This is a genomic window from Mycobacterium sp., assembly GCF_965229265.1.
Taxonomy (GTDB): Bacteria; Actinomycetota; Actinomycetes; order Mycobacteriales; family Mycobacteriaceae; genus Mycobacterium.
In genome coordinates this window covers 955558-980510 of the sequence record NZ_CBDDIY010000010.1, presented here as the reverse complement: position 1 = coordinate 980510, position 24953 = coordinate 955558, and the positions used below count along the sequence as shown (strand labels likewise).

19 protein-coding genes are annotated in these 24953 nt (G+C 67.2%); 12 read left to right on the top strand and 7 right to left on the bottom strand.

Going from position 1 to position 24953, the window contains the following annotated elements; all coding sequences use genetic code 11:
- Positions 1 to 14: 14 nt before the first annotated feature.
- The gene (locus tag ADBZ9K_RS06690) at positions 15 to 467 is read right to left on the bottom strand and encodes an acetone carboxylase subunit gamma (RefSeq protein WP_526619306.1); all 453 of its coding nucleotides are present in this window, start codon (positions 465 to 467) and stop codon (positions 15 to 17) included.
- Positions 468 to 515: 48 nt separating this feature from the next.
- Positions 516 to 2423, bottom strand: a complete 1908-nt coding sequence (locus tag ADBZ9K_RS06685) for a hydantoinase/oxoprolinase family protein (protein WP_526619304.1) — start codon at positions 2421 to 2423, stop codon at positions 516 to 518.
- 212 nt (positions 2424 to 2635) lie between these two features.
- Between ADBZ9K_RS06685 and ADBZ9K_RS06680 the strand changes: the two genes are divergently transcribed.
- Complete coding sequence (locus ADBZ9K_RS06680; RefSeq protein WP_526619302.1) at positions 2636 to 4498, top strand: sigma-54-dependent Fis family transcriptional regulator; 1863 nt, start codon at positions 2636 to 2638, stop codon at positions 4496 to 4498.
- A gap of 14 nt (positions 4499 to 4512) precedes the next feature.
- On the opposite strand, the gene ADBZ9K_RS06675 is transcribed toward ADBZ9K_RS06680, so the two are convergent.
- The 3 genes from ADBZ9K_RS06675 to ADBZ9K_RS06665 are packed head-to-tail and all read right to left on the bottom strand — an operon-like array spanning position 4513 to position 7852.
- Positions 4513 to 6513: a 5-oxoprolinase/urea amidolyase family protein gene (locus ADBZ9K_RS06675; protein ID WP_526619300.1), complete on the bottom strand. Its 2001-nt coding sequence runs from the start codon at positions 6511 to 6513 to the stop codon at positions 4513 to 4515.
- Positions 6510 to 7121, bottom strand: a complete 612-nt coding sequence (locus ADBZ9K_RS06670) for an urea amidolyase associated protein UAAP2 (RefSeq protein WP_526619299.1) — start codon at positions 7119 to 7121, stop codon at positions 6510 to 6512. The genes ADBZ9K_RS06675 and ADBZ9K_RS06670 overlap by 4 nt, the downstream gene beginning before the upstream one ends.
- Complete coding sequence (locus tag ADBZ9K_RS06665) at positions 7118 to 7852, bottom strand: DUF1989 domain-containing protein (RefSeq protein WP_526619297.1); 735 nt, start codon at positions 7850 to 7852, stop codon at positions 7118 to 7120. Before ADBZ9K_RS06665 ends, ADBZ9K_RS06670 begins: the two co-directional genes overlap by 4 nt.
- Positions 7853 to 7993: 141 nt before the next feature.
- On the opposite strand from ADBZ9K_RS06665, the gene ADBZ9K_RS06660 reads away from it, so the two are divergent.
- Complete coding sequence (locus ADBZ9K_RS06660; protein ID WP_526619296.1) at positions 7994 to 8623, top strand: TetR/AcrR family transcriptional regulator; 630 nt, start codon at positions 7994 to 7996, stop codon at positions 8621 to 8623.
- A 10-nt stretch (positions 8624 to 8633) separates the two neighbouring features.
- A complete protein-coding gene (locus tag ADBZ9K_RS06655; protein ID WP_526619294.1) occupies positions 8634 to 9416 on the top strand; it encodes an enoyl-CoA hydratase/isomerase family protein in 783 nt (260 codons plus the stop codon).
- Here the strand turns inward: ADBZ9K_RS06655 and ADBZ9K_RS06650 are convergent.
- Complete coding sequence (locus tag ADBZ9K_RS06650) at positions 9409 to 9996, bottom strand: TMEM175 family protein (protein ID WP_526619293.1); 588 nt, start codon at positions 9994 to 9996, stop codon at positions 9409 to 9411. The two genes, ADBZ9K_RS06655 and ADBZ9K_RS06650, sit on opposite strands and share 8 nt — an antisense overlap.
- A 154-nt stretch (positions 9997 to 10150) precedes the next feature.
- Between ADBZ9K_RS06650 and ADBZ9K_RS06645 the strand changes: the two genes are divergently transcribed.
- From ADBZ9K_RS06645 to ADBZ9K_RS06630, 4 genes are read left to right on the top strand one after another with little or no spacing between them, the layout of a single operon-like run.
- Positions 10151 to 11020 (top strand): alpha/beta fold hydrolase, encoded by an 870-nt coding sequence (locus ADBZ9K_RS06645; protein ID WP_526619291.1) that lies wholly within the window; start codon positions 10151 to 10153, stop codon positions 11018 to 11020.
- 36 nt (positions 11021 to 11056) lie between these two features.
- Entirely contained in the window at positions 11057 to 12379 is a 1323-nt protein-coding gene (locus ADBZ9K_RS06640) for a TetR/AcrR family transcriptional regulator (protein WP_526619289.1), read from the top strand.
- 32 nt (positions 12380 to 12411) lie between these two features.
- Positions 12412 to 13362, top strand: coding sequence for a DUF427 domain-containing protein (locus ADBZ9K_RS06635; RefSeq protein WP_526619288.1), 951 nt, complete (start codon positions 12412 to 12414; stop codon positions 13360 to 13362).
- Positions 13359 to 14795: a dihydrolipoyl dehydrogenase family protein gene (locus ADBZ9K_RS06630; RefSeq protein WP_526619286.1), complete on the top strand. Its 1437-nt coding sequence runs from the start codon at positions 13359 to 13361 to the stop codon at positions 14793 to 14795. Before ADBZ9K_RS06635 ends, ADBZ9K_RS06630 begins: the two co-directional genes overlap by 4 nt.
- On the opposite strand, the gene panB is transcribed toward ADBZ9K_RS06630, so the two are convergent.
- Positions 14792 to 15637: a 3-methyl-2-oxobutanoate hydroxymethyltransferase gene (gene panB, locus ADBZ9K_RS06625; protein ID WP_526619285.1), complete on the bottom strand. Its 846-nt coding sequence runs from the start codon at positions 15635 to 15637 to the stop codon at positions 14792 to 14794. The genes ADBZ9K_RS06630 and panB overlap by 4 nt on opposite strands.
- Positions 15638 to 15859: 222 nt before the next feature.
- On the opposite strand from panB, the gene ADBZ9K_RS06620 reads away from it, so the two are divergent.
- The 5 genes from ADBZ9K_RS06620 (at position 15860) to ADBZ9K_RS06600 (ending at position 24950) form a co-directional block, all read left to right on the top strand.
- Entirely contained in the window at positions 15860 to 17257 is a 1398-nt protein-coding gene (locus ADBZ9K_RS06620; RefSeq protein ID WP_526620785.1) for a WS/DGAT/MGAT family O-acyltransferase, read from the top strand.
- A 58-nt stretch (positions 17258 to 17315) separates the two neighbouring features.
- The gene (locus ADBZ9K_RS06615; RefSeq protein ID WP_526619284.1) at positions 17316 to 18860 is read left to right on the top strand and encodes an alpha/beta fold hydrolase; all 1545 of its coding nucleotides are present in this window, start codon (positions 17316 to 17318) and stop codon (positions 18858 to 18860) included.
- A 124-nt stretch (positions 18861 to 18984) separates the two neighbouring features.
- Positions 18985 to 20517, top strand: a complete 1533-nt coding sequence (locus ADBZ9K_RS06610; protein WP_526619283.1) for an alpha/beta fold hydrolase — start codon at positions 18985 to 18987, stop codon at positions 20515 to 20517.
- A gap of 59 nt (positions 20518 to 20576) precedes the next feature.
- Positions 20577 to 21917 carry a type I glutamate--ammonia ligase gene (gene glnA / locus ADBZ9K_RS06605; protein WP_526619282.1) on the top strand — a complete coding sequence of 447 codons (1341 nt, stop codon included), beginning with the start codon at positions 20577 to 20579 and terminating at the stop codon, positions 21915 to 21917.
- A 60-nt stretch (positions 21918 to 21977) separates the two neighbouring features.
- A complete protein-coding gene (locus ADBZ9K_RS06600) occupies positions 21978 to 24950 on the top strand; it encodes a bifunctional [glutamine synthetase] adenylyltransferase/[glutamine synthetase]-adenylyl-L-tyrosine phosphorylase (RefSeq protein ID WP_526619280.1) in 2973 nt (990 codons plus the stop codon).
- The last annotated feature ends 3 nt before the right edge of the window (positions 24951 to 24953 follow it).

The following is a 24953-nucleotide window of genomic DNA, read 5'->3' as shown; positions in this document are numbered from 1 at the left end:
TTTCTCCTGTCAGCTCAGTGCAGGTGGCCGATGGCCTTGAGCGCGGTGCCGGTTTGCGCGCGGAGCGCGGCGGTGTGTTTCTGGGCGTCTTCGCCCGGCCCGTAGTTGTGGACTTTCTCCGCGTCGAGTCCGCGTTGCTCCCACTGGGTGCGCAGCGCGGCCACGTCGACGACGATGTCGAGCAGCGGGGGATGGCCCGGGGGCAGGTACTCGCATTCGAGCTGTGTGCCGCATCCGGGGCAGTAGTACTCGAGGATCCGGCAGTAGGAGGGGTCTGGGCTAAACGTGTACTCGTAGCGGTCGGGGTCGAGTATCGGCTGGTGAATCTCGCGCGGGTCGCGGTCGTAGACCAATGTCCCCGGCTTGTAGTTCTCATGGGCAGAGCCCATGTCGTGTGCGCACACTCGGCATACCCAGCGTTCGGTGTCGAGGTCGATCACGAGATACTCGGTCATGGGTACTCGCATGGGAGCATTCCTTTCTAGCGGCTCTGAATAGCGTTGCTGTGGCGCCGTTTAGGCGTTATCGATGAGCAGGAGATCGCCGGCCGAGGTCACCTGGAAGGACCACCCGGGAAGCACTCGTGCGGTGAAGAACGAACCCTCGATGATGGCCGGGCCGATGCCGGCATGCCCGGGTTCGAGCTGGTCGAGCGCATGCACCGGTACCGTGTCGATGGTGTCGGTGGCCGAGCGCACGCGGCGCTGTCCGATCGACGGTGCCGGGGCGGTCTCGGTGACGGTGTCGCCCGCCAGGTCGGGATGCGGCAGCGCGGCGGTGGTACTCAATCGCAGCGACACCGCACAACCAGGGAAGTCGACGTCGTCGCCCGGCCGGTAGGGCAGCCAGGACACCGTGGCGTCATCGAGGTTCTCCACCAGCAGCTGCCACGACGTGTCGCACTCGGCCAGCGAATAGCCCTCCTGGAACATGTCCCGCTCGGCCCGCGTGCGCAGTGCGTCGTGGGTCTGCCGCGCCGCCTCGGCGCTGGGTTCGGTGACGATGACCTCGTAGGTCTTGCCGATGTCGGAGAACGAGATTCCGAACGCTGAAAACACCGCCGCGGTGCGCGGGATGAGGACCCGCTTCACACCGGCGAGGCGGGCCGCACCGGCCGCGCTCATGGGGCCTGCTCCGCCGAACGCCAGCAAGGTGGTATCCGCCTTGACCTGGTCGGCGAACGCGTCGGCAAGCGCCAGGAAATAGGCCTGCTCCATCCGGATCAGGGCTTCCTCCAACGAGATTCCCAGCGGGGTGGCGATCGCGTCGGTGATCGCCACCCGGGACCGGTCGGGGTCGAGGGTGAAGGTGCCGTCCAGGTACGTGTCCGGGTCCAGGATGCCGAGCAGGAGATTGACATCGGTGATGGTGGCCTGCTTGCCGCCGAAACCGAAGCAGGCCGGTCCGGGTGCGGCGCCCACCGACTGGGGGCCGACCACGATGGTTCCGTCGACCACCCTGATGACCGACGACCCGCCGACCCCGGCCGAGGACACATTGCTCAGCGGATAGGACATGGCGACGCCTTCGATGGTCCCGCGCTCGGCAATGGCCACCGCGCCGGATTCAACCACGCCGACGTCGGTTGTGGTCCCGCCGATGTCCATCATCAAGGCGTGGTCGAGTCCATACCTGCCGGCCAGTGCGGCGGTGCCTTCCAGGCCACCTCGCGGTCCCGAGGAATAGGTTTTCAGCGCAACAGATTTCGCTACTCGTGACGAAGCCCCGTCGTTGCGGTAGACCAGCAGCGGGTTGGCCACCCGGTAGTCCTTCAAGCGGCGCTCGGCTCCGTAGAGGAAGCGCTCCATGGTCGGGTGCAGGAAGGAGTTGACCACGCACGACCACACCCGGCGGGGGTGGCTGCGGTCACCGGCCAGTTCCCAGCTGTAGATCAGTGGCACCGAGCCGAGCAGGTGGCGGGGGAACTTCCGCAGCAGGATGTGGCGCAGCCGGTGCTCGTCCTCGGGCGTCGGACCGGCGACCACGATCCGCGCGGCGCCCAGGGTGGTGAGTCGGTTGATGCTCTGGACGGCGTCGAACTCGAAGGCGTCGTCATCGGCGTCGAGGGTCACGAGGCGGTTGGCGACCAGGCCTTCGAATAGCTTCTCTTCGGCCGGCGAGGTGCGCATCTGGTCGTCGAGCCCGGCGATCGAGGTGAGCACGCCGATCATCGGCCCGCGCCGTTCGACCAGAGCGTTGGTGCCCTGAGTGGTGGAGTAGCGGATGTGCTCGGTGGCGTGCAGCAGGCGGGTGAGGTCAGCGTCGCCGTAGAGCGCCGCGGAGGCCTTCTCGATGCCGGTGAACAGGCACTCGGACAGGTCGTGAGGCGTGGTCAGGGTTTTGGTGAAGGTGAAGCCAGCGCCGTCCCAGACGCAGATGTCGGTGAGGGTGCCACCGTTGTCGATGTTGATCAGAGTGCCCATGCGATGTTCCGTTCGTCTTCGCCTCGTGGGGTGCTTAACCGGATGAGGGGATGAGGCGGCGCACCAGTTGTGCGCTGTGCCACATCCGCTGCCACAACGTTGCCCACGTCTCAGCGCGGGCCGGTGTCCCAAGATGGGACATCCGGTGGGCTTTCCTGTGACGCAGATCTCGTCCACCATGGAGGCGTGACGCCGTCCAGAGGGAGGCAGTAATGCCCAACAGCGCGGCGCGGATGCTGCGGGTGGCGGCTGCCCGCGCGGACTTCCTTGAGTACGGCGGCGCCGGGTCGGCGGGAGTGTCCGACCTGGTAGCGGCATCGTGGGAGCGCAGTCAAGCGGCCGGAGTGGACGTCTCGCGACCGCACAGCGCCTTCGCCGGTGATGTCGACACCAGCTCACTGCTGATCCGCTGCGCCCAGCCGGTCCTGGCCCAGCTGGAGGCCGACACGGCCGACATGCCCCTGGTGATCGCACTGACCGACAACCGTGCCCGGGTGGTGCGCCGCATCGACAGTTCGACGGCGGTGGCCAGGCTGCTCGACCGGGTGGATCTGGCGCCCGGCTTCGACTATTCGGAGTCGACGATGGGCACCAACGGCATCGGGACCGTGTTCGAGGCTGGGCAGCCGGTCAGCGTCGTCGGCCCCGAACATTTCAGCGAGAACCTGCACCTGTTCGCCTGTACCGGGGCGCCCGTGATCGATCCGGTTACCGGCCGCGTCGAAGGCGTCCTTGACGTCTCGACACTGGCCGACGTCTGGAGCCCGGTGATGCACACGCTGGTCAAGAGCGCCGCCAAGGACATCGCACACAATCTGCTGCTGGACCGCAGCCAGTCCCAGCACGCGATCTTCGACACCTACCTGCGGGTGACGGCGCGCTCGGCGCGACAGGCGGTGTTCGCGTTCGGTGACTCCATCTTCATGGCCAACCCGGTCGCCCAGCAGCTGTTCGACGCCGATGAACAACGCACGTTGCGGGAGCACGCGACATTTCTGATGGGCGGCCGTGAACGTGCCAGCGACACCCTGGCGCTACCCGGCGGACAGCGGCTCGTGCACATCCGTGGCACGAGGATCCTGGCCGGCGCGGCGGTGGCCGGCATGGTGGTGATCGCCGACATCGTGTCGGACCGGCAGGCAGGTTCGCCGGCAGACTTCAGCGAACACCGGCTGCCGCCCATCGCGGTTGCCACGGCGCAGACCTCGCAGATTCTCGACGGTCTGAGCCGGCCGCGTGACTCGGTGGCCGCCGGTAACTCACCGGCCTGGCTTCGGGCCTGTGACGAGTTGCGCGAGGCGCTCGAACACGAGAAGCCGACGCTGGTGGTGGGGGAGCACGGGGTAGGCAAGTTCACCCTGACCGCCGAGTTGTTCCATTCCGTCTATCCCGGCGGTCGCAGTCTTTCGGTGGACGCTACCCAGCTTGGCGCCGAGGGGCCCCCCTCCGATATCCGGTCGTTGTTGAGCAGCCCCGACCAGCCCACGTTGCACATCATCCGCGACCTCGACCAGGCCAGCACGGACGGGGCCGACCGGCTCGAGGAGTACTTCTCCGCCGTCGAGCAGCTGACCGGGCCGGTGTGGGTGGTGGCCACCGTTGCCGATCCCTCCACGGCCGCTCTCGACGGGTCCGACCTGCCGTTCGGTGAGTTGCTGCATCATTTCGACGCGTCGATCGTCCTGCCGCCGCTACGGTGCCGCACCGACGATCTGCCCGCCATCACCGCCGGTTTGCTGCGCAATCTCGCGCCGCAGCGCAGAGTGCGGCTCAGTCCGGAGGCCCACCGGCTGATCGCGCGCTATTCCTGGCCGCGCAACATCGCCCAGCTGCGCGAGGCGCTGGTGCACGCGCTGCGCCGGCGGCCGGTGGGGGAGATCCAGGAACATGATCTGCCCGGTTACTGCCAGACGGTGTCGCGGCATGCGCTGACACCGCTGGAGACTGCCGAGCGCGACGCGATCGTGGCCGCGTTGCAGGACTCGAAGGGAAACCGGGTGGTCGCCGCCGCCCATCTGGGGATGTCGCGCTCCTCGCTGTACCGCAAGCTCAAGACGTACGGCATCACCGCCTAGCGCAGGCTGTTCGGCTAGCTTGCCAGTTGGCTGGTGAACTCGCCGGCCTTGTCCCAGGCGTGGCGTTCGGCGGCGAACGCCTCGGCCTGCTGGGCCCGGAACTCGGCGATGCCCTCGGCGTTGTCCCCCAGGAAGCGCTGATAGTCGGCCATCGAGAACTTGCCGTCGACGATCTCTACGTCGCCGCGTCCGGCGGCCATATCGGCCCGCAGGTCCAGTAGCTCCTCGGCGCTGACCGGATAGAACCCGATCCGGTCGAAATAGCGCAGCAGCCAAGGGGTTCCGGGTTCGAAGGACTGGGAGTTCTGCGGATGGCGGTGGTTCCACACCTGGGTGGTGCGCCCGACGAACTGGTATCCGCCAGGCCCTTCCATGCCGTAGATGCACAGGTAGGCACCGCCGATCCCGACGGCGTTCTCCGGTGTCCAGGTGCGGGCCGGGTTGTACTTGGTCGTCACCAGCCGGTGGCGCGGATCCAGCGGGGTGGCCACCGGCGCGCCAAGGTAAACGTCGCCGAGCCCGAGCACCAGGTACTGCGCGTCGAAGACGACGTCGTGCACCTGCTCGACGTCGGCCAGACCGTTGATGCGCCGGATGAATTCGATGTTCCACGGGCACCATGGGGCATCGGCCCGTACACCGTGGATGTAGCGCTGTATCGCCTCGTGGGTTGACGGGTCGTCCCACGACAGCGGCAGGCGGACGGTGCGGCTGGGGACCACCAGTTCGTCGGTGGCCGGCAGCGTTTCCTCGGTGCGTGCCAGCAGGTCGACCAACTCCGCGATGCTGAGCACGGCTGGGTCGAACTGCACCTGCAGCGACCGTACCCCTGGCGTGAGTTCGCTGACCCCGGGAATCCGGCTGGCCAGCAAGGATTCGTAGAGCACGTGCACCCGGGCTCGCATGGCCAGATCCAGCACCATGGGCCCGTACTCGACGAGCACACCGCCGTCGCCGTCGCGGCGCACGGTGACGGCGGTGCCATCGGCCCCGACGAACCGGGTCAGCACGCCGTCGTCGGCGTCGCTGGAGGTGGAGATGACCAGTGGCAGCGAGGCACGCCGGTCGGCGCCGATGCTGCCCAGCGACGGCGCGCGGTCGGCGCGGACGGGGACGAAACGCACCGTGTCGCCGGGGGCCATCTGGCCGAGTTTCCACCGGTCGCCGCGCACGACGGTGACCGGGCAGACGAAGCCGCCGAGGCTGGGCCCGTCGGGCCCGAGCAGGATCGGGGTGTCGCCGGTGAAATCCAAAGTGCCGACGCAATAGGCGTTGTCGTGGATGTTCGACGGGTGCAGGCCGGCTTCGCCGCCGTCGGTGCGGGCCCATTGCGGTTTGGGACCCATCAGGCGCACGCCGGTGCGATCGGAGTTGAAGTGCACCGTATAGTCCGTGCCGACGATCGTCTCCATGTCGGCGCGCGTGAAGAACTCCGGGGCGCCGTGCGGGCCTTCGGTGACAGCGACTTGCCAGCGGTGGCCGATCGCCGGCTGTTCGTCGATCGCGGCGCGGGCCGGCCGGGCCGACGCCGGACCGTCATCGTCGCCCGCGGTGAGCAGGTCACCGGCGCGCAGCGCGCGGCCCTCATGCCCGCCGAAGCAACCCATGGTGAATGTCGCGGAACTGCCGAGATATTCGGGCTCGGTCAGGCCTCCGGCGATCAGGACGTAGCAGCGCATGCCCGGGCCGTCGACGAAGCCCACGTCGAGCACGCCGCCGGCGGGCACGGTGACCGACTGCCACATCGGCACCGGCGTGCCATCGCGCGTCACCGGGGCGGCCGCTCCGGCAACGCAGACTCGGCCACCTTCGGGAAACCGCAGTGCCGGACCGGCTTTGGTGCACTCCAGACCGGCGGCACCCTCGGGGTTGCCAAGCACCCGGTTCCCGAGCCGGAACGACAGATCGTCCATCGGGCCCGACGGCGGCACACCCACATGCCAGTACCCCACGCGAGCGGGCCAATCCTGAACGGTGGTAAGCATTCCCGACCGCACCACCTCGATGGTTGTCATGAGTCGGTGATCACCATCCGCACCGGGGTGGGGTCGAACCCGTTGCACGGGTTGTTGATCTGCGGGCAGTTGGACACCAGCACGAGGGTGTCGGTGTCGGCGCGCACCGTCAGTGATTTGCCGGGCGCGGACAGGCCGTCGACGATACCCAGCGTTCCGTCGGCCTCCACGGGCACGTTCATGAAGAAGTTCACGTTGGAGACGATGTCGCGCTTGCCCATTCCCCACTTGGCCGCCTCGGCGAGGAAGTTCTCCGCGCACGCGTGCTGGTGGGCGGTGTGGTGGCCGTAGCGCAGCGTATTCGATTCCTTGGAGCACGCGCCGGCGATGGTGTCGTGGTTGCCCACCTCGTCGGCGACGATCGTCACCAGCGCCCGGCCGTCGGCGGCGCGTAGCACCGAGCCGGTGGTCAGAAAGATGTTGCGCTGCGCGGCGATCGTGGCTTGCGCGCTGTAGCGTCCGGTCGGATCGACGCGGTCACCGTCGACGGCATAGAACAGCGTGTCCACCGCCTGATTGCCGTGCAGGTCGATGATCTGCAGCGACTGTCCGGCCCGCAGGATGGCCGACCACGGGGAGCGGGCCGCCACGACGTCGTCAGTGATCATTGTGCTGCCGCCCAAGTGGATTCGGTGTTGAACAAGGCCCGGGAGTATTCCGGGTCGGAATTGACTGGGACGGAAAGTTCCTCGTCGGCTCGCCAGGCCACGATGTCCAACCCGGTGGTCGCGGGTTGCGGATCCAGAAGGTGGGCGGTGTTGACCACCGCGACCACGACGGGCAGGTGGATCAACAGGTCGACGGACGCGCCAGGCCCGGCCGAGCCGGTGAACGTCAGCGCACCGGAGTCCTCGACCCGTACTCCTTTGAACAGGGCCGCCGATGGTGCGACATCGCGAATGTCCATGCCGTGCTTCATGGTTGCGAGCAGCATCTTCTGCTGGCCGGCCGGTGGAAGGCCGCAGAGCAGGTCGTGGTGGCCGGAGCTGTCGGCGACGATGGTGGCCAGCAGGCGCCCCTGGTCGGAGAGCAGTGGATGGCCTACGCCGAGGTAGGCCTGCCAGGGGACCTTCATGGTGTCGGCGATGTTGAGCCGCTCCCAGGACGCGTCGGCGCGGAACAGCAACAGGTGCGCACAGGCGCCGCCGTCGGGGTCGGACAGCCGCAGGCGGGTGCCCCGTGAGACCACCCGTGAGACATACGACTCTGCAGGCACGGCCTCGGCCCAGACCAGCCGGCTGCCGTCGACGCCGTCGGGCAGGGTGGGCACCCGCATGCTGGCGGCGCTGGCCTGGGACCGCGCGTGCGAGCGGGCTCCGTCGGTTGACGCGGTGGTCATCTCGTTGCTCCTGTCCGGGCCCACGCTCGATTAACTGTCAACTGAAAGTTTTCCCAGGCGCGGTTCCCGGCGGGTGTCGCCGGTGTAACGACTGGGTTGACTGTATTTCTATCAAATGACAGGTAATGGTGCAGTGCCTGAATGCGACAATGGCCTATGCGCAGTGCGGGCCACGAGGGGCGGGGCCGTCCCCGGCTCGAACAATCTCGTCGACCGGGTAACACCGCCCGCGAGGAGATCCTCGACGCCGCCGCCGAACTGTTCACCACGATCGGGTATGCCGGGACCTCGACGCGCCGGATCGCCGACGCCGTCGGCATGCGCCAGGCCTCGCTCTACCACCACTTCGCCACCAAAGACGACATCCTGGATGCGTTGCTGGCCGGAACCGTCGACGAGGCACTGCGGCTGGCCGGCGAGCTGCTCACCCAGGATGGTTCGGCGGGGATGAGGTTGCACGCCCTGGTGGTCGCGGATTGCTCACAACTGTGTGGCAGTCGCTGGAATCTCGGTGCGCTGTATCTGTTACCGGAACTGCGCGTCGACCGGTTCGCACAATTCCGCGCCAACCGCGAGGAGTTGCGTCGCCGCTACCGGCAGCTGGCCGCTGCGGTGATCGCCGAGTGCGGTGGGAACGCCGATGCCGATGACCTTCCGTTCCGGTTGGTGGAGTCGGTGATCAACCGGCGCTCCGACAACGAGGAGTGCACACCGGAGACCCCCGCGGTGATCGCCGATGCCGCGCTCCGGATCCTAGGCTGGAATTGCTAACGTTCCGACCGTGAGCGACTATCAGACGTTGTCTTTCGAGCAGGCCGGCTCGATCGCGCGGATCGTGCTGAACCGGCCCGAGGCCGCCAACGGCATGAACGACGTCATGACCCGCGAACTCGCCGACGCCGCGGCGCGGTGCGGTGGAGCCGACACCAAGGCTGTCGTGCTGACCGGCGCCGGCCGGTTCTTCTGCGCCGGGGGAGACCTCAAGGCGATGGCGGCGTCCCCGTTGGGCCCGGGCCGATTCGTTAAGGGCATCGCCGATGACCTGCACCGGGCCATCTCGAGGTTCGCCCGGATGGACGCGGTGCTGATCACCGCGGTCAACGGGGTCGCCGCGGGCGCCGGTTTCAGCCTGGCCGCCGCGGGCGATCTGGTGCTGGCCTCCGACGGCGCGTCGTTCACGATGGCCTACACCAAGGCCGGGCTCAGCCCGGACGGCAGCTCGTCGTACTACCTGCCGCGCATTATCGGGGTGCGCCGGACCCAGGAGCTCATGCTCACCAACCGGACGTTGAAGGCCGCCGAAGCCGCCGACTGGGGTCTGGTCACCGAGGTTGTCCCCGCTGACGATCTGGAGGCTCGCGCTCAGGTGCTGGCCGAGCAGATAGCCTCTGCGGCAAAGGGTTCCGGTGCTGCGGTCAAGAAGCTGATGCTCACCACATTCGGTAGTGGGCTCGAGGAGCAGATGGAGCTGGAGGGCCGGCTGATCGCGGCGTGCGCCGACAGTGCCGACGGCCGCGAAGGTATCGACGCCTTCCTGAACAAGCGCGCGCCGGACTTCAGGTAGTCCTGGCGTCAGGAATGTCCGGCCGCAGATAACCGACGAGGCACAGGCAGATCAGGCCGGTTGCGAACAACGGCCACTGCAGCGCGACCACTGCAGCCGCTGCGAAGGCGCCGATGGTGGCGAACGAGCGCATGCGCATCAAACGTTTTACTCGAGCGGTGATGTCCTGGTGTGGCGAGCGGTCGACTGCCTCCCAGCACAGCGCCAAATAGGTCACGTTCACCGTCACGAAGACAGTCGCGTATAGGGCCACGGGAGCAGGCGCTAGGTGGGATTGGGCGATCCACTGCGTCGTGAACGGGATCAGCGATACTGCGAAGAGGTGGCCGAAATTGCACCACATAAGGCGGGGCGTGGCTCGCTGTGCATAGCTGAAGAGGTGATGGTGGTTCACCCAGACGATCGCAATGAACAAGTAACTGATCGCGTAGCTCACCCCGATGGGCCACAGTGGGAGCAAGGCGGACAAGGTCACTAATTCGGGAGCCCTGAGTTCGAGCGCCAACACCGTGATTAGTACCGCGAAGACGCCATCGGAGAACAGGCTGACGCGTTCTGGTGTGGTCTGCCGCTCGGTCATGGACCTACCGTTCCTAACTGGGCTGAATGACCCAAAATAAGTCAAGCGTTGCTTCTGGTCAACGAGAGAAGGGCTGGTGCTGCCGCCCCGCCAGGCGCATACTGGGCTAATTGGCCCATTTTATTGGGATGAATGACCCAGGTAAGGAGTCGGTATGCCGTCCGTTCACCATCGCTTCACAACTGTCGACGGCCGCCGCCTGTTCTATCGAGACGTGGGGCCGTCTGACGCGCCGACAATAGTTCTGCTACACGGCTTTCCGACGAGCTCGTACATGTTCCGTCAACTGATTCCGGCTCTTTCCGATCGCTTCCACGTGATTGCGCCGGACATGTTGGGGTTCGGACTGTCCGATGCACCGACAGTTGATGAGTTCGATTACACCTTCGACGCCCTCGCGTCGCTGACCGCCGGCCTGCTGCGCAGCATCGGTGTCGATCGGTACGCCATCTATGTCCAGGACTATGGCGCGCCGATCGGATGGCGCCTTGCGCTGGCAGACCCGTCGGCGATCACCGCTGTGATCAGCCAGAACGGCAACGCTTACGACGCCGGATTTGTCGACGATTTCTGGAAGGCGGTATGGGCCTACCGGGACCGGCCATCACCTTATACCGAGGGGCCGTTGCGTGGATTTCTGAGCCTGGAGGCCACCCGGTGGCAGTACGTCACGGGCGTGGCCGACGAGACGCTCGTCGACCCCGAAAGCTGGCACCACGACTACGCACTGCTGTCCCGTCCCGGAAACGACAAGATCCAACTTGCGTTGTTCCGCGACTACGCGACGAACCCCCCGCTGTATCCGAGGCTGCACGAGTACTTCCGTGAGAGTGCCGTGCCGCTGCTCGCCGTTTGGGGGCGGGGTGACGAGATCTTCGGCCCCGCCGGAGCGACCGCGTTCGCCGATGATCTGCCCGACGCCGAGATCCACCTGCTCGACGGTGGTCACTTTCTGCTCGAATCGGCTGTCGACCACGTCGCGGCACTGATGGTCGACTTCATGGAACGTCGGCTCGCGCGTTGAGGGCGTGAACAGGGAAAACTGCCGTAATCTAGGCCGATGTCTCCGCCGGCGCCCCACGACGATCGGCGCCTCACCATACGGGGCAGGGCCACCCGGGACAGGATTGTCGCGGCCGCAGCCGACGTCATCCTCGAGGAGGGGCTGTCGGCTCTGAACAACGAGAACCTCCGCCGGGCAGCTTCAGTGAGCGGCTCACAGCTTGCCCATTACTTCGCCGACAAACGTGCGCTGATCGCCGCAGTACTGGCCAAACAGATCGAGGTGGTGCTGGACTTCCATCGCCAGCCCAAGCTCCGGGGCCTGGAGTCACTCGATGATTTCGAAACCTGGATCGATCTCAATCTCCGTTACTTACGCCGCATTGGCTACGCCGGGACGCCGACCTATCACGCGTTGGCAGCGCAGCTGGCGAAGTCGGACGCGGAGACGCGCGCTACCCTGGCCGACGGCTACTGGGCATGGATCTCCTTCTTTGAGAAGGCTATTCAGCAGATGAAGGACCGACGGGTCCTGACTTCGAAGGCCGACCCACATCAACTGGCCGTGGTCTTGGTAGCAACGCACCAGGGGAGCGGCACGATCGCGTTCACCTATCGCCAGGAATGGCCGCTGGTCGACGGACTTCGCTTCGCGGTCAATCGGATTCGAGCCTATGCCACCGATTCCTCCCTGCGCACGCCCCGCCCCTCGCGACGGGTCCGCAGGTCCGTGCGCACCGACAGCGAACAGCTTGCCGAGCAGCGGTTCACCCGCAAAGGACTCGAGACCCGCGCGCGCATCATCGACACCACCGCCGCGTTGATGTTTCAGCGCGGAGCGACCGGAACGAGCATCGACGACGTGCGCACATCGGCGGGCGTAAGTGGATCGCAGATCTCGCACTACTTTCGGGACAAGAGTGACCTCACCCGCGAGGTCGTCGCCTCTCGTCGTCAAGCGGTCCGCGAGTATCACACCGACCCCAAATTCGGCTCGTTCGACAGTATTCGGGATCTCCAGGCGTGGGCCGATGCGTGCGTCGCAGACATCGACACGGTGTATCGGGTGGGTGGTTGCGTATATGGCTCATTGGCCGGTGAGCTGATCGACTCCGATGAGCGGATTCGAACCGACCTGGTTGCCGGGTACGACGAGTGGATCGGTCTTTTCGTCGCGGGTCTGACCGCAATGCGCGACCGCGGCGCCCTGACGCACGATGCCTCCCCGCGTCATCTGGCGGCTTGCCTGGTGATAGCGCATCAGGGCGGTGCGATGCTGACTCACGTCACCGGTGACCCGGAGCCCCTGCGCGCGAACGTCAATGCGGCCGTCGACTATGTGCGCAGCTTCGCTGCGCGGACGGCCGAGCCAAAACGCTAGCCGCTCGGTGCAGATCGGTCTGGACATTCTGGGTGGTGCAGCCCATAATAATGGGATACACAGCCCAATTAATTCCGCTCCGGAAGGTGCGCAGCATGGGTTTGGCTTGGCAGCAAGGCCCCTTGGCCGCCGGAACCATCGGCCACTTTCTCACTCCGGATCCACTTCCGGAGCGACTGCTTTTCGCCGAACCGCTGCGGCGTCGCATGAAAGTGCGTTTTGGTGAGCACTGGATCGCGCGCAGTGACGACGTGGTGCTGCTGCACGAGCCGGGCCGGTATCCGGTGGCGTATTTTCCGCGCGATGACATCGAGCCCGGAGTGCTGGCGGAGGAGGAACAACGGACCGAACACCTCGATCTCGGCGTGACGGCGTGGTTCACCGCGACCGCAGGACAGCGCAGTGTTCGGCGCGCGGCCTGGTGCCACATCGCACTTCCGGGCCATGCCGCCGTGTTGAACGGGCGCATCGCGTTCGCGTGGCGGGCGATGGATGCGTTCTATGAGGAAGACGATCGCATCGTCGGACATGCGGCCGACCCCTATCACCGCATCGACATCCGATCGACATCCCGGCACCTCGTGGTGCACGACGGGAACCGGGCTATCGCAGACACTCGTCGCCCGCATGTCCTCTACGAGTCGGGCTTCGCACCCCGCTGGTACGTGCCACGCGACGATGTCGACGAGACGGCGCTAACGCCTGTCAATGGCCAGACCTTCTGTCCCTACAAGGGTTTGGCCAGCTACTACAGCATCGGTGAGCGATCTCGCTGCGCCTGGTCATACGTCGATGCGTGGCCCGAGGTCGCAGCCGTTCGGGACTTGCTTTCGTTCGAACCCGACAAGGTCGATGTCAGGCTCGACGGGCAACGGTTACGGCTGGACCCTGGACAGACGGTGATCCCGCACGGGATCGACCGCGGGCTCGATGCCGACGAATTGTCACCTCCCTCCGGCCAACGGAAGGTGCGCACGCCGTGACCGAAGGCACGTACGACGTAATCGTGATTGGCGCCGGGCCGGTCGGACAGACCGTCGCAGATCGTTGCCGCGCAGCGGATTTGAACGTGGCGGTCATCGAACGCGAACTCGTCGGCGGCGAATGCTCGTATTGGGGATGCGTGCCGAGCAAAGCGCTCCTCCGTCCCGTGCTGGCCGTCGCCGACGTGTGGCGCGTCGACGGTGCGCGTGAAGCGGTGACCGGCGCACTTGACAGCCGCAGCGTGTTCGGCCGCCGGGATCGCTACGTGAGCAACTGGGATGACAGTGGCCAGGCGGACGCGGTGGTCGCGATGGGCGCGGATCTGTTCCGGGGACAGGGCCGCCTCGAGGGCGACCGCCGCGTGACCGTGACGTCGCCGACCGGCGAGGTTGTGTCACTGACCGCTCGCCATGCCGTGGTGATCAGTAGTGGCAGTGGCGCCGCCGTCCCGGACGTGCCCGGGTTGGACGAGGTGCATCCGTGGACCAACCGCGAGGCAACGGATTCCAGCGAGGTGCCACGCCGGTTGGCCATCGTCGGTGGGGGTGGGGTCGCGGTAGAGATGGCCACCGCCTGGCAGGGTCTGGGGTCCTCCGTCACGCTGCTCGTTCGCTCTCGCATCCTCGCGGGCATGGAACCGTTCGTCGCCGAAGAGGTCGAGCGCGGCCTCGGTGAGGCCGGCGTCGACGTGCGCACCGGGGTGAGCATCCGCAGACTGCGTCGCGACGACACGCACGGGATCATCGCCGACCTCGACGATGGCACCACTGTCGACGTCGACGAGGTGATGTTCGCGACCGGACGCACACCGCTGACCGAGGACATGGGTCTTGAGACTGTGGGCTTGATGCCGGGAACGTGGCTCGACACCGACGACACTTTGACGGTCACTGCCGTTGCAGGTGATTGGCTCTACGCCGCGGGCGATGCGAACCACCGTGCATTGCTCACTCATCAAGGGAAGTATCAGGCCCGGATCGCGGCCGCGGTGATCGTGGCTCGCGCGCGTTCCATTCCTGTCGACGCCGGCGCGTGGAGCACGTTCAGCGCGACTGCCGACACGCTGGCGGTCCCGCAGGTGTTCTTCACCGACCCCGAGGTGGGCTCCGTCGGAATGACCGAGCGAGCAGCGCGCGCTGCCGGATACCGGATTTCGGCGGTCGACGTCGAGATCGGCGACGTGGTCATGGGGGCGAAGCTCTACGCGGACGGCTACCGAGGCCGGGCGCGGATGGTCGTCGATGACAGCCGCGGCATTGCGCTCGGTGTCACCATGGTCGGGCCCGGGGTCGGCGAGATGCTGCATGCGGCCACCATCGCCGTGGCGGGTCAGGTGCCGATCGACCGCCTGTGGCACGCCGTGCCGTGTTTTCCCACTGTCAGCGAGCTTTGGCTGCGGCTGCTCGAGGCCTACCGGGATCGCGACAGCTAGAAGCTGTGCTCCTCGGCCGGGAAGGCGCCCGTCGCCACCTCTTCGGCATATTGTGTTGCCGCCCGGCGCAATTCGCCGCCGACATCACCGAAGCGCTTGACGAATTTGGCGGTCTTGCCGCTGGTGAGTCCGGCCATGTCCTGCCAGACCAAAACCTGCGCATCGCAGTTGGGTCCGGCGCCGATGCCGACGGTCGGAATCGTGAGCTTTCCGGTGATCTGGGTGGCGAGCTCGGCGGGGACCATCTCCATCACCACCGCAATCGCACCGGCTTCCTGGACCGCGATCGCATCGTGGACGGTCTGTTCGGCGGCGTCGCCGCGCCCCTGCACCCGGAAACCGCCGAGGCTGTTGACACTCTGCGGGGTGAACCCGATGTGGGCCACCACCGGGATGCCGGCGGAACTCAACGTCGCGATCTGCTCGGCAACCCGCTCTCCGCCTTCGAGCTTGACGGCGTGCGCGCCGGCTTCCTTCATGAACCGGGTCGCTGTCTGCAGCGCCTGCGCGGGCCCACCCTCGTAGCTGCCGAACGGCAGGTCGGCGACCACCAGTGCATGTTCGGCGCCGCGCACCACGCCGCGCACCAGGGGGATCAGCTCGTCGACCGAGATTTGAACGGTGGTGTCGTAGCCGTACACGACGTTGGCGGCGGAGTCGCCGACCAGCAGCACCGGAATCCCGGCCTCATCGAACGTGCGGGCGGTCGAGTAGTCGTACACGGTCAGCATGGCCCACTTGTGGCCTTCGGACTTCCACTTCTGCAGGTGGTGGGTACGAACCTTGGCGCGTGAAGCAGGGGGCACGCTGGCGGCGCCACCATAGACAGTCTGCTCAGACATCGTTGTCCCTAGTGATCGTCTCGATCGATCCTCGTGGCCCATCCGGGTCCCCGGGTTCGTTTGACGTTTTCCAGTGTGCCACCCGAGGGCGGTAGAGGTGAACGGCCGGTGAAGTGGACTTTCTCACACCGCCCTGCGGTGTCGGCGCACGGCGTTGCGGCAACGTTGCGCGATTGCTCACCGGCCTCCGGAGCGGAGACATACCATCGCATGGTGCAACATCTGCAACGGCTCAGTGGACTAGACGCCAGCTTCCTTTACCTCGAAACACCTTCGCAGCCACTGCATGTGTGTTCGGTCCTGGAACTCGACGCGTCGACAATCCCGGGCGGCTACACCTTCGACCGGCTGCGTGACGAAATGGCCTTGCGCGTCAAGGCGATACCGAGTTTCCGGGAGAAGCTGGCCAACAGCTTCCTCAACCTCGACCATCCGGTGTGGGTGGAGGACGAGGACTTCGACATCGATCGCCATCTGCATCGCATTGGCCTGCCCGCCCCCGGCGGTCGTGTCGAACTCGGCGAGATCTGCGGACACCTGGCCTCGCTGCCGCTGGATCGGCGTTACCCGCTGTGGGAGACCTGGGTCATCGAAGGGGTCGGCGGTACCGACGCCCGCGCCGGCGGACGGCTTGCGGTGCTCACCAAGGTGCACCACGCCGCCGTCGACGGGGTCACCGGCGCCAACCTGATGTCGCAGCTGTGCAGCACCGAGCCCGACGCCCCGCCGCCGGACCCGGTCGAGGACGAATTCGGTGCCACCAACCAGCTGCGGATCGCACTCGGCGGATTGGGCCGGTTCGCCACCCGCCCGATTCACCTGGCCACCAAGGTAGTCCCGGCCACGGTCAGCACGGTCGTCGACACCGTCGCGCGGGCCGTCGGTGGCCGGGCGATGGCGGCCCCGTTCGCTGCCCCGCAAACCCGGTTCAACGCCAGCATCACCGCGCACCGCAACGTCGCCTTCGCCCAGCTCGACCTCGAGGACATCAAGAAGGTCAAGAACCATTTCGGGGTCAAGGTCAACGACGTGGTGATGGCCCTGGTCTCCGGGGTGCTGCGGCACTTCCTGCTCGACCGTGGTGAGCTGCCCGAGTCGTCGCTGGTGGCGATGGTCCCGGTGTCGGTGCACGACCGGTCCGACCGGCCCGGGCGCAACCAGGTGTCGGGCATGTTCTCCAAGCTGGAGACGCAGATCGAGGATCCCGCCGAGCGGCTGACGGCGATCGCCGAGGCGAACACCACCGCCAAGGAGCACAGCTCCGCCATCGGGGCGACGCTGCTTCAGGACTGGAGCCAGTTCGCCGGCCCGGCCATCTTCGGGGTGGCGATGCGGGTGTACGCCAGAAGCCGGCTGACAGAGGCCCGGCCGGTGCACAACCTGGTGGTGTCCAACGTCCCGGGCCCGCAGATACCGCTGTATTTCCTGGGCGCCGAGGTGAGCGCGATGTATCCGCTCGGCCCGATCTTCCACGGGTCGGGACTCAACATCACCGTGATGTCGCTCAACGGCAAGCTCGACGTCGGTCTGATCGCGTGCCCGGAATTGCTGCCGGACCTGTGGGATATGGCCGATGACTTCGCGGTCGGGATGAAAGAACTGCTCGACTCGATCAAATGACCGCCTCCGGCGGGTCGGTGTGCGAGGCACCGCCGCACGACGTGGCAGCATGATTGCCATGAGGCTCTACCAACGACCGCGCGCCGTCCGCACCGCCCTGGTGCTCCCCGCCGTGGCCGCTCTCGTCGCGAGCGCCGGCTGCAGCACCATGGTGGCGGGAACGGCCGTCGTCGCCGGGCCGCAAATCGGAGCGCCGGTGCAGTGGGGCCCGTGCCGGGTGGCCGGCGGGGGTGGCGGCAACGCGCTGCCGATTCCGGCCGGCGCCGAGTGTGGCCGGATCGCGGTGCCGGTCGACTACGCCAAGCCGGACGCCGGGACCGCCGTGCTGGCGCTGATCCGCTTCCCGGCCACCGGCGAGAAGATCGGCTCGCTGATCATCAACCCGGGCGGCCCGGGGGAGTCGGGTATCGAGGCCGCGGCCAGCATCGTGGAGAACCTGCCCGCCGAGGTGCGCCAGCGGTTCGACATGGTGGGCTTCGACCCGCGCGGGGTGGCTGCCTCAACCCCGGCGCTGTGGTGCAACTCCGATGCCGACAACGACCGGATCCGGGCCGATCCGCAGGTCGACTACAGCCCCAAGGGCATCGAGCACATCGAGAACGAGACCAAGGCGTTCGTCCAGCGCTGCATCGACAAGATGGGCAAGGACTTCCTGGCCAACATCGGCACCGCCAACGTCGTGAAAGACATGGACGCGCTGCGCGCCGCGGTCGGCGACGACAAGCTGACCTACCTCGGCTACTCCTACGGCACCCGGATCGGTTCGGAATACGCCGAGGCGTACCCGGACAAGGTGCGGGCGATGATTCTGGATGGCGCCGTCGACCCCAATGCGGACCCGATCCAAGCCGACATCGATCAGGCGGCGGCCTTCCAGCAGGCGTTCAACGACTACGCCGCCGACTGCGCCAAGGATCCGTCCTGCCCGCTGGGCACCGACCCGGCCAAAGCCGTCGACGTCTACCGCAGCCTGGTCGACCCGTTGGTGAAGAAACCGTTGCCGACCGCCGACCCGCGCGGTCTGGGCTACAGCGACGCGATCATCGGCACCATCATGGCGTTGTACTCGCCGAACCTGTGGCGCCATCTCACCCAGGGGTTGACCGAGATGGAGAACGGCCGCGGCGACACCATGCTGGCGCTGGCCGATATGTACATGCGCCGTGATGCTCAGGGCCACTACACCAATGCCACCGATGCGCGTATCGCCGTCAACTGTGTCGACCAACCGCCGGTCACCGACCGTCAGAAAATCATCGACGAAGACCGCAGGATGCGTGAGGTCGCGCCGTTCATGAGTTATGGCGAGTTCACCGGGCACGCCCCGCTGAGCACGTGCGCGTTCTGGCCGGTGCCTGCGACGAGCACCCCGCATTCGGCGTCCGCGCCGGGCCTGCCGCCGGTGCTGGTGGTCTCCACGACCAACGACCCGGCCACGCCCTATCAGGCGGGTGTGGATCTGGCCAAACAATTGGGCGGCGCGCTGCTGACGTTCACCGGGACCCAGCACACCGTCGTCTTCCAGGGCAACACCTGCGTCGACAACTACGCCGCCGCTTACCTGGTCGATCTGAAGTTGCCGCCGCCGGGTGCCACCTGCTGAGTCTCGGAACCACTGAGCGCACAAGGCATTTACGTCTCCGTCAACCCTCGTTATCGAGCGGGACTGCATCTGAGATCGAGGTGTGACCGGCTCGCTGACACACCGGCGGCTCAACCGTGCGACGATGACAGCCATGGGACGCACGAGTCGGACCGGCTCGGCGCTCTTTATCTGCACCGTGCTGGCAGTCGGTGGCATGGCCCCGTCGGCCGCTGCCACTGGGGACCCCGGGGCCGGTCAGACGACGGCGCCGCAAGCCATGTGGAAGAGCTGTCACGAATTCCTCGGTGACGCCGCCGGCGACATTCCCTCCGCACGGTGCACGACCGTGCCGGTGCCCATCGATGACGCGGATCCCACTGGGCCCCAAGCGCAATTAGCGGTCATCAAGATTCCCGCCAGCGGTGAACGCATCGGTGCCCTGTTCGTGAACCCTGGCGGCCCGGGCGCCTCGGCGGTGGACTCGGCCGCCGGAATGGGCTACGCGCTGGCCGGCAGCCCGATCAACGAGCACTTCGACATCGTCGGGTTCGACCCGCGCGGTGTCGGATACTCGACTCCCCAGGTGCGCTGCCGCACCGATGCGGAGTTCGACGCGTGGCGACGCAATCCGATGGTGGACTACAGCCCGGCCGGGGTCGCCGCGATCGAGCAGTTGAATCGCGACTACGCCAAGGAATGCGCCGACAAGATGGGGACCGCGTTCCTCGCCGGGGTCGGAACAGCTTCGGCGGCAAAGGATATGGACGCCGTCCGCCAGGTGCTCGGCGACGACCAGATCAACTACCTCGGGTTCAGCTACGGCACCGAGCTCGGCACCGCCTATCTGGAGGAGTTCCCCGACCGGGTTCGCACGATGGTCCTCGACGGCGCCATCGACCCCGCGCAGGACACTTCTGACTCGATCATCCAGCAGATGACGGGATTCCAGGTGGTGTTCAACGACTATGCCGCCGATTGCGCGAAGTCCGCGGGCTGCCCGCTGGGCACCGATCCGGCGCAGTGGGTGAACCGCTATCACCAGTTGGTCGATCCGCTCGCCGTCAAACCGGGACCGGCCTCGGACCCGCGGGGCCTGAGCTATCAGGACGCGATCACCGGCACCTTCAATGCCCTCTACGCTCCCCAGTACTGGAAGTTCCTGACCAGCGGTCTGCTGGGCCTGGCCCGCCAGACCGACGCCGGGGACCTGTTGCTACTGGCCGACGAGTACGAGGGACGCGACCCCTACGGGCACTACAGCAACGGACAGGACGCGTTCAATGCGATCCGCTGTGTCGACAGCCCCACCCCGACCGATCCGGCGGTGTGGGCCGACATCGACCGGCGCACCCGCGAGTCCGCGCCCTTCCAGTCCTACGGCCAGTTCACCGGATTCGCGCCCCGGGATCTGTGCGCCTTCTGGCCGGTGCCGCCGACGTCGGCACCGCATCCGGCGTCACCCGCCCCGCCCGGCAGCGTCGTCGTCGTCTCCACCACCCACGATCCCGCCACACCGTATGAGGCCGGGGTCAACCTGGCCCGTCAGCTCAACGCACCGTTGATCACCTACGACGGCACCCAGCACACGGCGGTGTTCAACGGCAACCAGTGCGTGGACTCGGCGATCGTGAACTACTTGGTCGACAGGACCGTTCCGGGCAACCTGACCTGCTGAGAGTCAAGGCGCAGCAGCCCCGTAACACGGAATTAACACCCGCTGCATACGCTCGCGTCATGGACCGCCAGAAGGAATTTGTGCTGCGCACGCTGGAAGAACGGGACATCCGTTTCGTCCGGTTGTGGTTCACCGACGTGCTCGGCTTCCTCAAGTCGGTTGCGATCGCTCCGGCCGAGCTGGAAGGCGCCTTCGAAGAGGGCATCGGCTTCGACGGATCCTCCATCGAAGGTTTCGCCCGGGTCTTCGAATCCGACACCGTCGCGCGGCCGGATCCCTCGACGTTCCAGGTCCTGCCCTGGACCACCAGTGCCGGCCAGCATCATTCGGCGCGGATGTTCTGCGACATCACCATGCCCGATGGTTCACCGTCGTGGGCCGACAGCCGCCACGTGCTGCGCCGCCAGCTCGCCAAGGCCAGCGACCTCGGGTTCTCCTGCTATGTGCACCCCGAGATCGAGTTCTTCCTGCTCGAGCCCGGCCCGTACGACGGGTCGGTGCCGGTGCCGGCCGATAACGGCGGCTACTTCGACCAGGCCGTGCACGACTCGGCCCCCAACTTCCGCCGGCATGCCATCGACGCGCTGGAGCAGATGGGCATCTCGGTGGAGTTCAGCCATCACGAGGGTGCGCCCGGTCAACAGGAGATCGACCTGCGCTACGCCGACGCGCTGTCGATGGCCGACAACGTGATGACGTTCCGCTACGTGGTCAAGGAGGTCGCCCTCGGCGAGGGCGTGCGGGCGTCGTTCATGCCCAAGCCGTTCGCGGAGTATCCCGGCTCGGCCATGCACACCCACATGAGCCTGTTCGAGGGCGAGAACAACGCGTTCCACAGCCCCGACGACCCGCTGCAGCTCTCCGATGTCGCCAAGTCCTTCATCGCCGGCATCCTCGAGCACGCCAGCGAGATCAGTGCGATCACCAACCAGTGGGTGAACTCCTACAAGCGTCTGGTGCACGGCGGGGAGGCGCCGACCGCCGCATCGTGGGGCGCGTCGAACCGCTCGGCGCTGGTGCGGGTGCCGATGTACACCCCGCGCAAGGCCTCCTCGCGCCGTATCGAGGTGCGCAGCCCCGACTCGGCGTGCAACCCGTATCTCACGTTCGCGGTGCTGCTGGCCGCGGGGCTGCGCGGTGTCGAGAAGAACTACGTGCTGGGCCCGCAGGCCGAGGACAACGTGTGGATGCTGACCTCCGAAGAGCGCCGCGCGATGGGCTACCGGGAGTTGCCGTCCAGCCTGGGCATCGCGCTGTCGGAGATGGAGAACTCCGAACTGGTCGCCGAGGCGCTGGGCGAGCACGTCTTCGACTACTTCCTGCGCAATAAGCGCGCGGAGTGGGAGGACTACCGCAGCAACGTCACCCCGTTCGAACTGAAGGCCTACTTGTCCCTGTAGCCGGCCGCTTCCGCGCGCTAGGACAGGAGCAACCCGGGAAATCCGCGGTGCGCTACCGTCGTGCACGTGGCCAAACCAGCGACCCAGCGCCCCCGGGTGCCCGGTGTGGGTCGGCTCGGTCTGGTCGAACCGACCGCCCCGGCCGACCTGGCGACGCTGGGCTGGGACACCGACGCGCACGTGGAGTTGCTGTGGTCGCTGTCGCGGGCCCCGGACGCCGACATCGCGCTGCAGACCGTCGTGCGGCTTGCCGAGGCGCTGGGTCCCGACTGGCAGCAACTGAACGGCGCACTGCTCAAGGACCGTGGCCTGCGCGGCCGGTTGTTCGCAGTCCTGGGCTCGTCGCTGGCCCTGGGCGATCACTTGGTGGCCAACCCGCGTTCGTGGCACCTGCTCGAAGGTGCGGTGACGCTGCCCAACCCCGCACAGCTGCGCCGGTCGTTCGACGACGCCATCGCCGAGTCCGGACCGTTGGCCGCGGCGATCATGCCGCGGTTGCGCGCGCTCTACCGAGACCAGCTGTTGATCCTGGCCGCGCTCGACCTGGCGCCGACGGTGGAGAACGAGCCGGTGCTGGCGTTCTCCACGGTCGGTGAGCACCTGGCCGACCTGGCCGACGCCGCACTGGATGCCACGCTGACGGTGGCCGGCGCCTCGGTCTGCAAGGAGGGCGAGCAGCCGCCCCGCCTCGCGGTCATCGCGATGGGCAAATGCGGTGCGCGCGAACTCAATTACGTCAGCGACGTCGACGTCATCTTCGTCGGCGAGTTCGCCGATCCGCTGACCACCCGGGTGGCCGGGGAGATGATGCGGCTGGCCTCGGACACGTTCTTCGAGGTCGACGCCGCGCTGCGTCCGGAGGGCAAGCAGGGCGCCCTGGTGCGCACCCTGGAGTCCCACGTGGCCTACTACCAGCGGTGGGCCAAGACCTGGGAGTTCCAGGCGCTGCTGAAGGCCAGGCCGGCGGTCGGTGACCGGGAGCTGGGGCAGCAGTACATTGCCGCGCTGATGCCGATGGTCTGGACCGCTTGTGAGCGTGAGGATTTCGTGCCGGAGGTGCAGGCCATGCGCCGACGGGTCGAGTCGCTGGTGCCCGCCGAGGTGCGGGACCGGGAGATCAAGCTCGGCACCGGCGGCCTTCGCGACGTCGAATTCGCGGTCCAGCTGCTGCAACTCGTACACGGCCGCACCGACGATTCCCTGCATGTCGCATCGACGGTGGACGCCCTGGCTGCCCTGGGTACCGGCGGTTACGTCGGCCGCGACGATGCCGCCAACCTGACCGCGTCGTACGAGTTCCTGCGGCTGCTCGAGCACCGCCTGCAGTTACAGCGCCTCAAGCGCACGCACATGTTGCCCGCCCCCGACGACGACGAGGCGCTGCGCTGGCTGGCCCGGGCGGCGCACATGCGGCCCGACGGCACCCACGACACCCTTGGTGTGCTGCGCGAGGAGCTCAAACGGCAGAACCTGCGGGTGTCGCGGTTGCACGCCAAGCTTTTCTACCAGCCGCTGCTGGAGTCGGTCGGGCCCTCGGTGGGTTTCGCGCCCGGCATGACACCCGCCGCCGCCGAACGGCAGCTAGCGGCGCTCGGCTACGAGGGACCGCAGAGCGCGTTGACGCACTTGGGTGCGCTGGTCAATCAGAGCGGTCGCCGCGGCCGGGTTCAGTCGGTGCTGTTGCCCCGGCTGCTGGACTGGCTTTCCGACACCCCGGACCCGGACAGCGGTCTGCTGGCCTACCGGCGGGTCAGTGAGGCGCTGTCCGAACAGCGTTGGTACCTAAGCACGTTGCGCGATGAGAGTGCGGTTGCCAGACGCCTAATGCGGGTGCTGGGCACGTCGGCGTTCGTACCCGACCTGCTGATGCGCGCACCCGAGGTGATCCAGCAGTACGCCGATGGTCCCGGCGGTCCCAAGCTGCTCGACGTCGACCCCGATGCGGTGGCCAGGGCGCTGATCGCCTCGACCGCACGCCACCCCGACCCGCTGCGGGCCATCGCGGCCGCGCGCACCCTGCGCCGGCGGGAATTGGCCCGAGTAGCTTCCGCCGACCTGCTCGGCATGCTGGAAGTCACCGACGTGTGTTCGGCCCTGAGCTCGGTGTGGGTGGCCGTGCTGCAGTCGGCGCTGGAGGCGGTCATCCGGGCGAACACTCCCGCCGACGGTGTCCCGGCGCGGCTGGCGGTGATCGGCATGGGTCGCCTCGGCGGCGGCGAGCTCGGCTACGGCTCGGACGCCGACGTGTTGTTCGTCTGCGAGCCGGTCGATGGTGCCGACGAATCCCGCGCGGTGAAGTGGTCGGTGTCGGTCGCCGAGCAGGTGCGTACGCTGCTCGGAAGCCCCAGTGCAGACCCGCCATTGGAGGTCGACGCCAACCTTCGCCCCGAGGGCAGGCAGGGTCCGCTGGTGCGCACGCTGTCCTCCTATGAGGCGTACTACACCCAATGGGCGCAACCGTGGGAGATCCAGGCCCTGCTGCGCGCGCACCGGGTCGCCGGTGACCCGGACCTGGGACACCGGTTCCTGCTGATGATCGACAAGACGCGCTACCCGGCCGGGGGTGTATCGGCCGAAGCGGTCCAGGAGATCCGCCGGATCAAGGCCCGGGTGGACGCCGAACGGCTGCCGCGCGGCGCCGACCCCAACACCCACACCAAGCTCGGCCGGGGCGGGCTGGCCGACATCGAATGGACGGTGCAGCTGCTTCAGTTGCGGCACGCCCATCAGATCCCCGCGCTGCACAACACCTCGACCCTGCAGACGCTGGACGCCATCGGCGCCGCCGAACTACTCGCCGAGGAAGACGTCGACCTGCTGCGGCAGGCGTGGCTGACGGCCACCCGGGCGCGTAACGCCTTGGTGCTGGTGCGCGGTAAGGCGACCGATCAGTTGCCGGGTCCGGGCCGGCAGCTCAACGCGGTCGCGGTGGCCGCCGGCTGGCACGGCGACGACGGCGGAGAATTCCTGGACAACTACCTGCGAGTAACGCGCCGCGCAAAAGCGGTGGTGCTCAAGGTTTTCGGAAGTTAGAGG